The organism is Methylobacterium sp. E-045 (assembly GCF_022829685.1).
Lineage (GTDB): Bacteria > Pseudomonadota > Alphaproteobacteria > Rhizobiales > Beijerinckiaceae > Methylobacterium.
Genome location: NZ_JAKSYE010000087.1, coordinates 36,415 through 50,018, shown reverse-complemented (window position 1 = coordinate 50,018; position 13,604 = coordinate 36,415). Strand labels below are relative to the sequence as shown.

Genomic DNA, 13,604 nt, shown 5'->3' with positions numbered 1-13,604 from the left:
GTCTGATATCAGCTGCGATCCCGGAGCATGGTGCCGAACCCCGTCGAGCGGGTTCTCGGCGCCGTGGACCGACCCCATTCCCATCGACCGCGTGCCGACGGTCTCCGACGAACGAGACCGGCGACGGGCGCGGGGCGAGCAACCTTGCGATCGACGAAGAGCGATGATGGCGAACGACATGGAGCATGACGGGCAGCGCGCCGAGACGGCGACGGAGACCGACGTGAAGCCCGAGGCGCGCGCGGAGGACAATGCCGTCGCCTTGGCGAGCCTGATCACAGAGCGGGACGAGCTGAAGGACCGCGTCCTCCGCACCTTGGCCGAGATGGAGAACCTGCGCCGGCGCACCGAGCGCGAGGTCGCCGATGCGCGGACCTATGCGGTGACGAATTTCGCGCGCGACATGCTGAACGCGGCCGACAACATCCGCCGTGCCCTGGAGAGCGTGCCGGCGGAGGCCGCCTCCACCGCCGAGGGACCGCTCAAGGCTCTGATCGACGGGATCGAGCTCACGGAGCGCGATCTCGCCAAGACCCTGGAGCGGCACGGGGTGAAGCTGATCGAGCCCCAGGGCCAGCGCTTCGATCCCAACCGCCACCAGGCGATGTTCGAAGTCCCCAATGCCGAGGTGCCGAACGGGACGGTGGTGCAGGTGATGCAGTCAGGCTACGTCATCGGTGACCGCGTCCTGCGCCCGGCCCTCGTGGGTGTCGCCAAGGGCGGCCCCAAGGCGGCGACCAATCCCGCGGATGCCGCCTGAGGCATCCCGCCCGAACCATGGGCCTCGTCCCGGATGACGCGTCCGCGACGAGGCGGCGGGGCCGCTACTTCACCTCGACGCTGTCGATGACCGCGCGGAACTGGGACAGCATGGCGCTGCGCTGGTCGGCCCGCACCACGCCGAGGGCGCGGAGGTAGCCGTCCGGCGCGAAGCGGATGGTCTGGGACACCACCACCGGCGTGTTCGAAGGGCCGTCGACCGCGCGGGCGACGATCTCGTGCCAGTCGACGCCGTTCTGACGGTAGGTCTGCGACCGCTCCACCGCGAAATCCTTCATCGTCTGGTTCGAATAGAGGGCGGCGCGGGCGAAGGCATCGCGCTGCTCCGGCTGGGGCGGCTGCTGGACGGCCTGGGCGAGGACCAGGATCGGCTGTTCGAGATTCAGCATCTGGTCCTTCGGGCCTTGCGTCATCAGGACCGAATTGCCCGCGAGCACCCGGACGGGCCGGAACCCGGCCGAGTCGCGGATGCGGAAGGGGAGGGCGGCGACCTGCTCGTCCAGGGTCAGTTCCGGCCGAATCTTCACGCTGGTCAGCATGCTTCGCATGGTTTCCGGCGTCTCGGCATCGGGCACCGTCTGGGCGATGATGATGCCCGTGACCGTGGTGTCGCCGACGAGGAGGAGCCATTTCTTGATCGCCGGGGTGGCGGCCCCCTCCGGCGCCGGCTGCTCCCCGGTGAAGAGCACGGCATCCACGTCGCCTGCGACCTTGATGGCTTCCCGCGTCGCGACGGCGAACCCCTGCGTGCGCAGGTTCTCGTCGGTGAAGCTCTTCTCCAGGTCGACGAAGGCCGTCGACGGCAGCTCGACGATGGAGAGGGTCGCGCCGCCTTCCAGCCGCTCGAAACCGGAGAAGCGCTTGGACAGCGCCATGTCCGAGGCCGGCGTGAAGCCGAAGCGCGAACTCGGCGGAAAGATCGCGTCGGCGGCCCGGGCCACGGAGACGGCGCCTGACGAAAGCCCGGCGATCAGGGCCAGTGCCGCGACCGGACGGACGAGGTTGCGCAGACGCATCGGATGGGTTCTCCGGGTCGGAGCCGATGATCGTGGCTCCGGGGCAGGTGTTCGGACGCGAGACGACACCGGTCAAGGCGAAGGCCTCGCGCGGCCTTCGTGTCGAAGGCTCGCTCGACGATGGGTCGGCCCACACCTCTCCCCTGTCAAGCGCCCCGGGGCGCGGCGGCGAAGCCCGTGGCGCCGCACCGCCCGGCCTAGCCCGTCCGGCGGGCCGCCCGTCGCGGACAGCGGCTTTCGACCGGCGGAGGGGTGGTGTCCGCCGCGATACGCCGTCAGGCGTCGTGGTCGATGTCCCGCTCGAGCACGGCCTTGCTCTCCACCGTGGTGTCGGCCTTGAGCTGGTAGACCAGGGGGATGCCGGTGGCGATCTCGAGACTCGCGATGGTCTTCGTGGTCATCCCGTCGAGCACCATCACCAGCGCCCGCAGGGAATTGCCGTGGGCGGCCACCAGGACGCGCTCGCCCGCCATGACGCGCGGCAGGATGGTCTGGATGTAATAGGGCAGCACGCGCGCCGCGGTGTCCTTCAGACTCTCCCCGCCGGGGGGCGGAATGTCGTAGGACCGGCGCCACTGGTGAACCTGGGCGTCGCCCCAGCGCTCGCGGGCATCGTCCTTGTTGAGACCCGACAGATCGCCGTAATCACGCTCGTTCAGCGCCTCGGACCGGATCGTCTCGATGCCGGCCTGTCCCATCTCCTCCAGGATCAGCGTGCAGGTATGCTGCGCCCGCTGCAGGTTGGAGGTGAAGGCCACATCGAAGGCGTAACCCTGCTGCTTGAGCCAGCGGCCGGCGGTCCTGGCCTCGGTGATGCCAAGCTCGGTGAGTTGCGGATCGCGCCAGCCGGTGAAAAGCTTCTTGAGGTTCCATTCGCTCTGGCCGTGGCGAGCGAGGACGAGCAGGCGCTCCATCGGACGTCCATCCTATTTCTCGGTGAATGGTGCGACGCAACAGAATCTGCGCCTGCGGGGCTGGTGTACCGGCCAACCTGAACAGTCGATGACCGGTCGCTGGTATCAGAGGCCGAGGACGTCGGCCATGCCGTAGAGGCCGGGCGGCTTCTCATAGGCCCACAACGCCGCCCTCACGGCGCCACGGGCGAAGATCGCGCGATCCTCGGCGTGATGGCTGATGGTGATGCGTTCGCCCGGTCCGGCGAAGGTGACGCTGTGGTCGCCCACCACCGTACCGCCGCGCAGGGTGGCAAAGCCGATATCGCCGGGGCGGCGCGCTCCGGTATGGCCGTCGCGGGTGGAGACGCGGGTCTCGGCGAGGCTGACGCCGCGCCCCTCCGCCGCCGCCTCTCCGAGGAGGAGCGCCGTGCCGGAGGGCGCGTCCACCTTCATGCGGTGATGCATCTCGACGATCTCGATGTCGAACTCCTCGCCGAGCGCGGCGGCGACCTTGCGCACCAGCCCGGCGAGCAGGTTCACGCCGAGCGACATGTTGCCCGAGCGCACGATGCGGGCATGGTGCGCCGCCGCGGCGAGCTTGGCGATGTCCGCCTCGGCGAGGCCGGTGGTGCCGACGACGTGGACGATGCGGGCCTGGGCGGCGAGTTCGGCGAAAAAGGTCGTGGCAGCCGGGGCGGTGAAGTCGAGGACGCCGTCGGTGGCGGCGAAGACGGTGAGGGGATCGTCGGTGACGGTGACGCCGAGGGGCGGCAGGCCGGCGAGCGCCCCCGCATCCTGGCCGAGGGCCGGCGAGCCTTCACGCTCGACGGCGCCGCTCAGGGTGCATCCCTCGGCCTCCGCTACCGCCCGGATCAGCATCCGCCCCATGCGCCCCTCGGCGCCGACCACTGCGAGCCGCATCCTGTCGCCCTTCCTCGAAACGTCGCGCCTGCGGTACAGCCTCGGCCGGCCGATGCCAAGGCGACGAGGAGGGGGGCGAGAGGTCAGCGTCCGGCGGCGAGGATCGGTCCGAGCACGTCGCCTACGCCGTTCACGGTGATCTGGGTGCCGATGCACAGCAGCAGGAAGGCGAAGAGCCGGCCGAGCACCCGTGCTCCCACCGGGCCGATGGCCGTCACCACCCTGTCGGCCGAGCCGTAGGTGAATCTCACCAGGATCGCGATGGCGAGGGCCGCCAGGGACATGCCGAGGTAGAAGCCGATGCGGTCGGGGCCGGCAGCCGGCCGGTTCGAGCCCAGGGCGATCGCCACGGCGATGGTGCCGGGGCCGGTGGTGAAGGGCAGGGTCAGGGGGAAGAACGCCACGTCGGCGACGCCGTCGCTCGTGTCGTGGGTCGCCTCGGCGTGTTTCCGGGCCTCGCGGACCTCGGGTGCGCTGAGCAGGGTCCAGGCGGAGGCCGCGACCACGAGCCCGCCGGCGATCCGCAGCGCGCCCAGGGAGACCCCGAAGAAATTGAGGATCGGCGCCCCCGCCCACAAGGCCGCGAGCATGATCAGCGCGGAATAGAAGCCGATGCGCTTGGCGATCTCCACCCGCTCCGGATGCGAGTTCTGCGCGGTGATCTGCGAGAAGATCAGCGCCGAGCCCACCGGATTGACGATCGAGAACAGGCTGGAGAAGGCGAAGACGAAGCTGTGGAGCGCCGCCTCGGGGTCGATGAGGCTGAACATGGATGCGAGGGCCTTGGACAGTACTTCGGAACGAGCGGCCCGGGTTCAACCCGGGGAAGGAGTGGGAACGAGGACCCTCGCCGGAGCGAAGCGGGCGGCCCGTTGCACCTGACGGACCGCCACCGGACGATAGAGCTGCTTCGTAGCGTCGATGACGTGCAGGCCCGCGAAGGGGAGGGAGAGACCGGTGCCGACCTTCTCCCAGGCGCCGGCCGTCCTCAGCCAGAGCCGACTGTTCACCGGAGGCATGTAGAGGGCCTCGGCCCATCCTTCCGGCGAGAACTGGGTGGTCCGCATCAGCCGGCCGAGCTGCGATCGGCTGTAGGGCTGGCCGTGGCCGAAGGGCGTCGCATCGCGGCGGGCCCAGACGCCGCGCCGATTGGGCACGACGAGGATCATCCGGCCGCCGGGCGTCAGCACGCGCCAGACGTCCTGGAGCAGTTCGGTGGGGCTCTCCACCGATTCGAGGGCGTGGACCAGGATCACCCTGTCCACCGCCGCTTCCGGCAGGGGCATCATGGTCGGGTCGGCGAGGGCCGAGCAGGATCGTCCGCCGCCGGGCCAGTTCACGACGCCCTGGGTCGCCGGCATGAAGGCGAGGGTGCGCTCGGCGATCACGTGGACCGGCCCGAGATAGGGCGTCGCATAGCCGAGGCCGAGAACCCTCAGGCCCGAGACCGAGCCGAGGAATCCGTGGATCGCCCGCCCGACGATGCGATGGGTCACGCCGCCCAGCGGGCTGGCATAGAAGGCGCGCAGATCGGTCACGTCGAGGCGCATGGGGCGGCTTGCTCCGGCGCGGCCGGACGTTGTCGAGGTTGCAGGGTTCTTTGACGCAGGGGCGGAATCGGATCAATGGGGACAAGACCCCTCGCCCACAAGCCGGCACGCCGCGGATGGCGGAACTCCCTGCCGCCGCGTCCGGTTCTGCCTCGATCGACCCGCGCCACAGACAGGAACGCCTCGTGACCGTCTCCCGCCCCGAGATCCGCACCTTCCTCTGCCGCAGCGACAATATCGGCGTGCTGATCCGCGACCCCGCGACGGGCGCCTGCGCCGCCATCGACGTGCCCGAAGCGGCTCCCGTGCTGAAGGCCCTCGAGGAGACGGGCTGGACGCTCACGGACATCCTCGTGACCCATCGGCATCTCGACCATGTGGAGGGGATTCCGGAGGTGAAGCGGCGCACGGGTGCCCGGGTGACCGCCCCGCGCAAGGCCGATCCGGACGTGCCGGAGGTGGACGTCTCCGTCGCCGAGGGAGATCTCGTCCGCGTCGGCGACCTCGAAGCCGAGGTCTGGGAGACGCCGGGCCATTGCCTCGACCACGTCACCTACTGGTTCGCGCAGGCGGGACTCGTCTGTGCCGGCGACACCCTGTTCACCCTCGGTTGCGGACGGGTGGTGGAAGGCCGGCCCGAATCCCTGTGGCACTCCCTGGAGCGGTTTCTTCCCCTGCCCGACGACACCCAGGTCTTCAGCGGCCACGATTACGTACTCGCCAACGCCCGTTTCGCTCTGGCCGCAGATCCCGACAATCAGCCGCTGAGGAATCGCGTGGCGGAAGCGGAGGAGGCCCGGGCCGCGGGCCGCTTCCTCATCCCGACGACGATGAAACACGAGCGGGCGACCAATCCATTCCTCCGTTCCACGGAGCCCTCCTTGGCTAAAGCAGTGAATCTTTCGCCTAATTCACCCGCAGAGGTAGTGTTCACTGCGTTAAGGGCCTGGAAGAACAGCTTCTGACCAGCTATGGCCCTCTGGCTGTCTCGGACTCAGCGAGACAAGCGGGGGCGACGCCGACTCCGGATACGGCCCGCCCTCCTTATCAGCGCCGGCTGGAGTATCGATGGAGACGGCAGGTACGTCCTTTGTGGTCGGCTATGATTCGGCCGGCAGCGATGATGCTTCACCCATGATGGGTCTTCGTCCACCCGACAGGTCCAAGGCCCGAATTGGCCGGGCCAGCCCAGCACCGCTCTCGGTGGATGCGCGCCTCCTCGCGATCGCGACGGAACATCTGGCGCGCCTCGGGCACAAACGGGTGACGGTCGTGGCCGTGGCCGCCGAAGCCGGCATGACCCATGCCAACGTCTACCGATACTTTCCTTCCAAGGACGCCCTCCTCGATGCCGTCGCAGGGCGCTGGCTCCGAGATGTGGAGGCGGAACTCGCCCGCATCGCCGACGCGCCCGATCCCGCCGACGACAAGATCGAACGCCTGCTGATGGCCCTGGCCAGCGCCCAGCGCGAGGTGCTGGCGCGGGAGCCCCACCTGTTCGCGGTCCATCTCGACGCGACCGTGGCCGCACGACCCATCGCCCGGCGTCATCGGGTGCGCCTGCGCAGCCTCGTCGAACGTGTGGTGGAAGAAGGGATCGCGGCGGGCGCCTTCGTCGCGCGGGACCGAGAGCGGGCGATCGCCTATATCTTCGATGCGAGCTACCGCTTCACCCATCCGCTGGCGATGCAGCACGATTCCGATCTGCCCGTCGACCTGATCCAGGCCCGCTTCGGCGCCGTGATCCAGGCGATCCAGAAAGTGCTGCGGATGGGCGCACTTTAGGCAAAGTGACAATTATCACAGCCTGTCACCGAAGCTTTGCCGTCGAACCGGCGGGAGCTTCGGCCTCCTAAATCCTTCGAACGGCTGGATTTTATCCCAGTCGCATTGTGTCGGTCCGATCCGCCTCTGGCCCGAACTCTGCTTGGCGCAGACCACGTTGGGTTGAAGCATGGGGACTTTTCCGCCACACCGTCGCGGCGAAATCAACGTGCGATCCCGAGCCCGGCACTCAGCCCGTCCGTTCGGACGGAGCATCGCGGATCGGCACTGATACTGGAGGTTCGTTTTCCATGGCACGCAGCAAGATCGCGCTCATCGGCGCCGGACAGATCGGCGGAACCCTCGCGCATCTGGCCGGCCTGAAGGAACTCGGCGACGTCGTCCTGTTCGACATCGTCGACGGCGTTCCCCAGGGCAAATCCCTCGACATCGCGGAATCCGCTCCGGTCGACGGGTTCGACGCCACCTATTCGGGCGCCAGCGATTATTCGGCCATCGCCGGAGCCGACGTGGTGATCGTCACCGCCGGCGTGCCGCGCAAGCCCGGCATGAGCCGCGACGACCTCATCGGCATCAACCTCAAGGTCATGGAAGCCGTCGGCACCGGCATCAAGGAGCACGCTCCGGACGCGTTCGTGATCTGCATCACCAATCCCCTCGACGCCATGGTCTGGGCCCTGCAGAAATTCTCCGGCCTGCCCACCAACAAGGTCGTCGGCATGGCCGGCGTGCTCGATTCGGCCCGCTTCCGCCACTTCCTCGCCGACGAGTTCAAGGTCTCGGTGGAGGATGTCACCGCCTTCGTGCTCGGCGGTCACGGCGACGACATGGTGCCGCTGGTGCGCTACTCCACCGTCGCCGGGGTGCCCCTGCCCGACCTCGTCAAGCTCGGCTGGACCACGCAGGAGAAGCTCGACGCCATGGTCGAGCGGACCCGCAAGGGCGGCGGCGAGATCGTGAACCTGCTTAAGACCGGCTCGGCCTTCTACGCCCCGGCCGCCTCCGCCATCGCCATGGCCGAGAGCTACCTGCGTGACAAGCGCCGGGTGCTGCCCTGCGCCGCCTATCTCAGCGGCGAGTACGGCATCGACGGCATGTATGTCGGCGTGCCGATCGTCATCGGTGCCGGCGGCGTCGAGCGCGTCCTCGATGTGGAATTCAACGCCGACGAGAAGGCCATGTTCGACAAGTCGGTGGGCGCCGTGAAGACGCTAATCGAAGCCTGCAAGACCGTGAACCCGGCCCTGGCCTGAAACCTGACAAGAAGCGTCGCGCGCCGGCCGCATCCCGGCCGGCGTGAACGATGCCGGTGTCGTGTCTTCCAATCCCGCGCCATGCCGCGGGACGAGACGAGGAAATGTCCGAATGAACATCCATGAATATCAGGCGAAGGCGGTGCTCAAGGAGTTCGGCCTGCCCGTCTCCCGCGGTGTCCCGATCTTCAAGCCCGAGGAGGCCGAAGCGGCCGCCAGGGAGCTCGGCGGCCCGGTCTGGGTGGTGAAGTCGCAGATTCATGCCGGCGGCCGCGGCAAGGGCACCTTCAAGGGCGCTCCCGCCGGCGCCAAGGGCGGCGTGCGGGTCACCAAGTCCATCGAGGAGGTCAAACAGTTTGCCGGCGAAATGCTGGGGCAGACGCTGGTCACGATCCAGACCGGCGAGGCCGGCAAGCAGGTCAACCGCCTCTATATCGAGGAAGGCGCGCAGATCGCCGCCGAGTTCTACCTGTCGATGCTCGTCGACCGCGAGACCGGGCAGGTCGCCTTCGTCGTCTCGACGGAAGGCGGCATGGATATCGAGACCGTGGCCCACGATACGCCCGAGAAGATCATCACCTTCTCCGTCGATCCGGCCACCGGGATCATGCCGCATCACGGCCGGGCCGTCGCCAAGGCCCTGGGCCTCACCGGCGCGCAGGCCAAGGAAGCGGGCGACCTCACGGCGAAGCTCTACGCGGCGTTCACCGCCAAGGACATGAGCATGCTGGAGATCAACCCGCTGGTGCTCACCGGCGACGGTCATCTGAAATGCCTGGACGCCAAGATCTCCTTCGATTCGAACGCGCTCTACCGCCACCCTGACATCGTCGCGCTTCGCGACGAAACGGAAGAGGACGCCAAGGAGATCGAAGCCTCGAAATACGATCTCGCCTACATCGCGTTGGACGGCACCATCGGCTGCATGGTCAACGGCGCGGGCCTCGCCATGGCGACGCTGGACATCATCAAGCTCTACGGTGAGGAGCCGGCGAACTTCCTCGATGTCGGCGGCGGCGCATCGGAAGAGAAGGTGACGGCGGCGTTCAAGATCATCACCGCCGATCCGCAGGTGAAGGGCATCCTCGTCAACATCTTCGGCGGGATCATGAAGTGCGACGTGATCGCCAACGGCGTGATCGCGGCGGTGAAGGCGGTGGGCCTTCAGGTGCCCCTGGTGGTGCGCCTCGAAGGGACCAACGTCGAGAAGGGCAAGGAGATCATCCGGAATTCCGGCCTCAACGTGATCCCCGCCGACGACCTCGACGACGCCGCGCAGAAGATCGTCGCCGCCGTGAAGAAGGGCTGAGAGTACCCATGTCCATCCTGATCGACGCGAACACCAAGGTCATCTGCCAGGGCTTCACCGGCAAGAACGGGACCTTCCATTCCGAACAGGCCATCGCCTACGGCACCAAGATGGTCGGCGGTACCTCGCCCGGCAAAGGCGGCGCGAAGCACCTGAACCTGCCGGTCTTCGACACCGTGTCCGAGGCGCGCGAGGCCACCGGCGCCGAGGCGTCCGTGGTCTATGTGCCGCCGCCCGGTGCGGCCGATGCCATCTGCGAGGCGATCCAGGCGGAGATCCCGCTCATCGTCTGCATCACGGAGGGCATTCCGGTCCTCGACATGGTGCGGGTGAAGCGGGCGCTGGAAGGCTCGAAGTCCCGCCTCATCGGGCCGAACTGCCCCGGCGTCGTCACCGCCGGCGAGTGCAAGATCGGAATCATGCCGGCCAACATCTTCAAGCGCGGCTCGGTGGGCATCGTCTCGCGCTCCGGCACGCTGACCTACGAGGCCGTGTTCCAGACCTCGAATGCCGGCCTCGGCCAGACCACGGCGGTGGGGATCGGCGGCGATCCGGTGAAGGGCACCGAGTTCATCTCCATGCTCGAACTGTTCCTCGCCGACGACAAGACCGAGTCGATCGTGATGATCGGCGAGATCGGCGGCTCGGCCGAGGAAGAGGCGGCGCAGTTCATCGCCGACGAGGCGAAGCGCGGCCGCAAGAAGCCCATGGTCGGCTTCATCGCCGGCCGCACGGCTCCTCCGGGGCGCCGCATGGGCCATGCCGGCGCCATCATCTCGGGCGGCAAGGGCGGTGCCGAGGACAAGATCGCGGCAATGGAAGCCGCCGGCATCCGGGTCTCGCCCTCGCCGGCGCGCCTCGGCAGCACGCTCGTCGACGTCCTCAAGGGTTGAGGCTCACGAGAATCTGTCACCCGTGTTGCGGTGCAAAATCGTCCCGCAGCATCTATCTAGGAAGCGACGCGGCCTGATCGCCGCGTCGAGACGGACATCCCCATCGAAGCGCCCATCGGCGCCGCCGGGGAGAGCAGGGGCCCGCCGCAGGGGCGGCTTCCCCGCCAAGCGGTAGGATGATCGACGATGGCTCGCCAGGACGCGCTTCTCGAAACCTCGTTCCTCACCGGCGGCAATGCCGCCTATCTCGAGGAATTGCAGGCGGCCTATGCCCGCGATCCGCATTCGGTCGATCAGCAGTGGCAGGATTTCTTCAAATCCCTCGGGGACGAGAGCGGTCTGGCCGAGAAGAACGCCGCGGGCGCCTCGTGGCAGAAGCCGAACTGGCCGGTCCATGCCAACGGCGAGATGGTCTCGGCCCTCGACGGCAACTGGGCCACGGTCGAGAAGGCGGTGGGCGAGAAGATCCGCGCGAAGTCGGACACGGCCAAGCTCGATGGCGCCAAGGTCGCCAACGGCGCCGCCGTTGTGGCCGCCAGCGGCGTATCGGTGGAGCAGGCGACCAAGGATTCCGTCCGCGCGATCATGCTGATCCGCGCCTACCGCATGCGCGGCCATCTCCACGCCAAGCTCGATCCCCTCGGCCTCGCCCCGCGCGGCGACCACGAGGAGCTGCACCCCCAGCATTACGGGTTCGAGGAGAAGGACTGGGACCGTCCGATCTTCCTCGATAACGTTCTCGGCCTGCAATATTCGACCATCCGCGAGATCGTCGAGATCCTCGAGCGCACCTACTGCCAGACCCTCGGCGTCGAGTTCATGCACATCTCCAACCCGGAGGAGAAGGCGTGGATTCAGGAGCGGATCGAGGGCAAGGGCAAGGAGATCTCCTTCACGCCCGAAGGCCGGCGCGCGATCCTGAACAAGCTGGTGGAAGCGGAAGGCTTCGAGAAGTTCCTCGACCTGAAATACACCGGCACCAAGCGCTTCGGTCTCGACGGCTCGGAATCGATGATCCCGGCGCTGGAGCAGATCATCAAGCGCGGCGGGGCACTGGGCGCCAAGGAGATCGTCCTCGGCATGGCCCATCGCGGCCGGCTCAACGTGCTCTCGAACGTCATGTCGAAGCCGTTCCGCGCGATCTTCAACGAGTTCAAGGGCGGCTCGGCCTCGCCCGCCGAGGTCGAGGGCTCGGGGGACGTGAAGTACCATCTCGGTGCCTCGTCGGACCGCACCTTCGACGACAACAACGTCCACCTCTCGCTGACCGCCAACCCGTCCCATCTCGAGATCGTCGATCCGGTGGTGCTGGGCAAGGTCCGCGCCAAGCAGGACCAGCGGGCCAAGCCGAACGTGCAGCGCACCAGCGTCGTGCCGCTCCTCATCCACGGCGATGCGGCCTTCGCCGGCCAGGGCGTGGTGGCGGAGTGCCTCGGCCTGTCGGGCCTGAAGGGGCACCGCACCGGCGGCTCGATCCACTTCATCATCAACAACCAGATCGGCTTCACCACCGATCCGCGCTTCTCGCGCTCGTCGCCCTATCCGTCCGACGTGGCCAAGATGGTGGAAGCGCCGATCTTCCACTGCAACGGCGACGACCCGGAGGCCGTGACCTTCGCGGCCAAGATCGCCATCGAGTACCGCCAGAAGTTCGGCAAGCCCGTCGTCATCGACATGCTCTGCTACCGCCGCTTCGGCCATAACGAGGGCGACGAGCCGGCTTTCACCCAGCCGAAGATGTATCAGCGCATCCGCAAGCACCCCACGGCCCTGGAGACCTACGCCAAGAGGCTCATCGCCGAAGGCGTGCTGACCCAGGAGCAGTTCGACGCGCGCAAGGCCGAGTTCCGCGCCATGCTCGACGGGGAGTTGGAGGTCGCCGGCAACTACAAGGCCAACAAGGCCGATTGGCTCGACGGCCGCTGGTCCGGCTTCAAGGCCGTGCGCGAGGATGTGGACGATCCGCGCCGCGGCAAGACCGGCGTGCCGGCGGAGACCCTGCGCGAGATCGCCCAGCGCATCACCACGCCGCCGCCGGGCTTCCATCTCCACCGCACCATCCAACGCTTCTTCGACAACCGCGCCAAGGCCGTGGAGACGGGCAAGGGCATCGATTGGGCGACGGCCGAGGCCCTGGCCATCGGATCGCTCCTCGTCGACGGTCACCGGGTCCGGTTGTCCGGCCAGGACGTGGAGCGCGGGACCTTCTCCCAGCGCCACGCCGTGGTGATCGATCAGGAGAACGAGCAGCGCTACACCTCCCTGAACTCGATCCGCGAGGGCCAAGCGAATCTCGAGGTCATCAACTCGATGCTCTCCGAGGAGGCCGTGCTCGGCTTCGAGTACGGTTACTCCCTGGCCGAGCCCAACGCCCTGGTGCTGTGGGAGGCGCAGTTCGGCGACTTCGCCAACGGCGCGCAGGTGGTCATCGACCAGTTCATCTCGTCCGGCGAGCGCAAGTGGCTGCGCATGTCCGGCCTGACGCTGCTGCTGCCGCACGGCTACGAGGGTCAGGGGCCTGAGCATTCCTCCGCCCGCCTCGAGCGCTTCCTGCAGATGTGCGCCGAGGACAACATGCAGGTCGCCAACTGCACCACGCCGTCGAACTACTTCCATATCCTGCGCCGGCAGCTGAACCGCGAGTTCCGCAAGCCGCTGGTGCTGATGACCCCGAAATCGCTCCTGCGGCACAAGCGGGCGGTGTCGAACCTCGACATGCTGGCGGAGGGGTCGACCTTCCACCGCGTGCTCTGGGACGATGCGGAGCACGAAGACGACACCATCAAGCTCGTGAAGGACGACAAGATCCGTCGCGTCGTGCTCTGCTCGGGCAAGGTCTATTACGACCTCTACGACGAGCGCGAGAAGCGCGGCGTCAACGACGTCTACCTGATGCGCGTGGAGCAGCTCTATCCGTTCCCGCTCAAGGCGCTGGCCAACGAGATGGCGCGTTTCCGCAATGCGGAGGTCGTGTGGTGTCAGGAGGAGCCCAAGAACATGGGCGCCTGGTCCTTCGTCGATCCCTATCTCGAATGGGTTCTCGGCCAGGCCCAGTCGCAGGTGAAGCGGGCCCGTTATGTCGGCCGCCCCGCCTCGGCCTCCACGGCGGTCGGGCTCCTCTCCAAGCATCAGGCCCAGCTTCAGGCTTTCCTCAACGAAGCGCTGGCGGTCTGACGACCCCGGTACATCCCCTCATCCGAC

Annotated in this window: 12 protein-coding genes; 7 read left to right on the top strand and 5 right to left on the bottom strand. The window is 67.7% G+C overall.

The genetic code is table 11. From position 1 onward, the window contains the following. The first annotated feature begins 163 nt into the window (after nucleotides 1–163). Nucleotides 164–760 carry a nucleotide exchange factor GrpE gene (gene grpE, locus MKK51_RS17190; RefSeq protein ID WP_243979040.1) on the top strand — a complete coding sequence of 199 codons (597 nt, stop codon included), beginning with the start codon at nucleotides 164–166 and terminating at the stop codon, nucleotides 758–760. 64 nt (nucleotides 761–824) lie between these two features. On the opposite strand, the gene MKK51_RS17185 is transcribed toward grpE, so the two are convergent. The 5 genes from MKK51_RS17185 to MKK51_RS17165 all read right to left on the bottom strand — a co-directional run bounded on the left by MKK51_RS17185 (nucleotide 825) and on the right by MKK51_RS17165 (nucleotide 5,163). Beyond that, nucleotides 825–1,796 carry a hypothetical protein gene (locus tag MKK51_RS17185; protein WP_243979039.1) on the bottom strand — a complete coding sequence of 324 codons (972 nt, stop codon included), beginning with the start codon at nucleotides 1,794–1,796 and terminating at the stop codon, nucleotides 825–827. Between the two features lie 275 nt (nucleotides 1,797–2,071). Continuing rightward, nucleotides 2,072–2,710 carry a 2,3-bisphosphoglycerate-dependent phosphoglycerate mutase gene (locus MKK51_RS17180; protein WP_243979038.1) on the bottom strand — a complete coding sequence of 213 codons (639 nt, stop codon included), beginning with the start codon at nucleotides 2,708–2,710 and terminating at the stop codon, nucleotides 2,072–2,074. Between the two features lie 105 nt (nucleotides 2,711–2,815). After that, complete coding sequence (gene dapB, locus MKK51_RS17175; RefSeq protein ID WP_243979037.1) at nucleotides 2,816–3,613, bottom strand: 4-hydroxy-tetrahydrodipicolinate reductase; 798 nt, start codon at nucleotides 3,611–3,613, stop codon at nucleotides 2,816–2,818. 83 nt (nucleotides 3,614–3,696) lie between these two features. After that, the gene (locus MKK51_RS17170) at nucleotides 3,697–4,383 is read right to left on the bottom strand and encodes a MarC family protein (protein WP_243979036.1); all 687 of its coding nucleotides are present in this window, start codon (nucleotides 4,381–4,383) and stop codon (nucleotides 3,697–3,699) included. 45 nt (nucleotides 4,384–4,428) lie between these two features. Next, nucleotides 4,429–5,163, bottom strand: a complete 735-nt coding sequence (locus tag MKK51_RS17165) for a class I SAM-dependent methyltransferase (protein WP_027171510.1) — start codon at nucleotides 5,161–5,163, stop codon at nucleotides 4,429–4,431. Nucleotides 5,164–5,348: 185 nt separating this feature from the next. Between MKK51_RS17165 and gloB the strand changes: the two genes are divergently transcribed. The 6 genes from gloB to MKK51_RS17135 all read left to right on the top strand — a co-directional run bounded on the left by gloB (nucleotide 5,349) and on the right by MKK51_RS17135 (nucleotide 13,577). Then, complete coding sequence (gene gloB / locus MKK51_RS17160) at nucleotides 5,349–6,128, top strand: hydroxyacylglutathione hydrolase (protein ID WP_243979035.1); 780 nt, start codon at nucleotides 5,349–5,351, stop codon at nucleotides 6,126–6,128. 169 nt (nucleotides 6,129–6,297) lie between these two features. Next, entirely contained in the window at nucleotides 6,298–6,948 is a 651-nt protein-coding gene (locus MKK51_RS17155) for a TetR family transcriptional regulator (protein WP_243979034.1), read from the top strand. A 290-nt stretch (nucleotides 6,949–7,238) separates the two neighbouring features. After that, the gene (mdh, locus tag MKK51_RS17150) at nucleotides 7,239–8,201 is read left to right on the top strand and encodes a malate dehydrogenase (protein WP_243979033.1); all 963 of its coding nucleotides are present in this window, start codon (nucleotides 7,239–7,241) and stop codon (nucleotides 8,199–8,201) included. 112 nt (nucleotides 8,202–8,313) lie between these two features. After that, on the top strand, nucleotides 8,314–9,510 hold the full coding sequence (gene sucC / locus MKK51_RS17145; protein WP_243979032.1) for an ADP-forming succinate--CoA ligase subunit beta: 1,197 nt from the start codon (nucleotides 8,314–8,316) through the stop codon (nucleotides 9,508–9,510). A gap of 8 nt (nucleotides 9,511–9,518) precedes the next feature. Then, nucleotides 9,519–10,403 carry a succinate--CoA ligase subunit alpha gene (sucD, locus tag MKK51_RS17140; RefSeq protein ID WP_243979031.1) on the top strand — a complete coding sequence of 295 codons (885 nt, stop codon included), beginning with the start codon at nucleotides 9,519–9,521 and terminating at the stop codon, nucleotides 10,401–10,403. A 186-nt stretch (nucleotides 10,404–10,589) separates the two neighbouring features. After that, the gene (locus MKK51_RS17135; RefSeq protein WP_243979030.1) at nucleotides 10,590–13,577 is read left to right on the top strand and encodes a 2-oxoglutarate dehydrogenase E1 component; all 2,988 of its coding nucleotides are present in this window, start codon (nucleotides 10,590–10,592) and stop codon (nucleotides 13,575–13,577) included. The last annotated feature ends 27 nt before the right edge of the window (nucleotides 13,578–13,604 follow it).

What these genes read in the sequence shown, in the direction of transcription:
- MKK51_RS17180 (WP_243979038.1), bottom strand. Translation starts at nt 2,710, where the DNA reads ATGGAGCGCCTGCTCGTCCTCGCTCGCCACGGCCAGAGCGAATGGAAC.
- mdh (WP_243979033.1), top strand. Translation starts at nt 7,239, where the DNA reads ATGGCACGCAGCAAGATCGCGCTCATCGGCGCCGGACAGATCGGCGGA.
- dapB (WP_243979037.1), bottom strand. Translation starts at nt 3,613, where the DNA reads ATGCGGCTCGCAGTGGTCGGCGCCGAGGGGCGCATGGGGCGGATGCTG.
- MKK51_RS17155 (WP_243979034.1), top strand. Translation starts at nt 6,298, where the DNA reads ATGATGGGTCTTCGTCCACCCGACAGGTCCAAGGCCCGAATTGGCCGG.
- MKK51_RS17135 (WP_243979030.1), top strand. Translation starts at nt 10,590, where the DNA reads ATGGCTCGCCAGGACGCGCTTCTCGAAACCTCGTTCCTCACCGGCGGC.
- grpE (WP_243979040.1), top strand. Translation starts at nt 164, where the DNA reads ATGATGGCGAACGACATGGAGCATGACGGGCAGCGCGCCGAGACGGCG.
- MKK51_RS17185 (WP_243979039.1), bottom strand. Translation starts at nt 1,796, where the DNA reads ATGCGTCTGCGCAACCTCGTCCGTCCGGTCGCGGCACTGGCCCTGATC.
- sucC (WP_243979032.1), top strand. Translation starts at nt 8,314, where the DNA reads ATGAACATCCATGAATATCAGGCGAAGGCGGTGCTCAAGGAGTTCGGC.
- sucD (WP_243979031.1), top strand. Translation starts at nt 9,519, where the DNA reads ATGTCCATCCTGATCGACGCGAACACCAAGGTCATCTGCCAGGGCTTC.
- MKK51_RS17165 (WP_027171510.1), bottom strand. Translation starts at nt 5,163, where the DNA reads ATGCGCCTCGACGTGACCGATCTGCGCGCCTTCTATGCCAGCCCGCTG.
- MKK51_RS17170 (WP_243979036.1), bottom strand. Translation starts at nt 4,383, where the DNA reads ATGTTCAGCCTCATCGACCCCGAGGCGGCGCTCCACAGCTTCGTCTTC.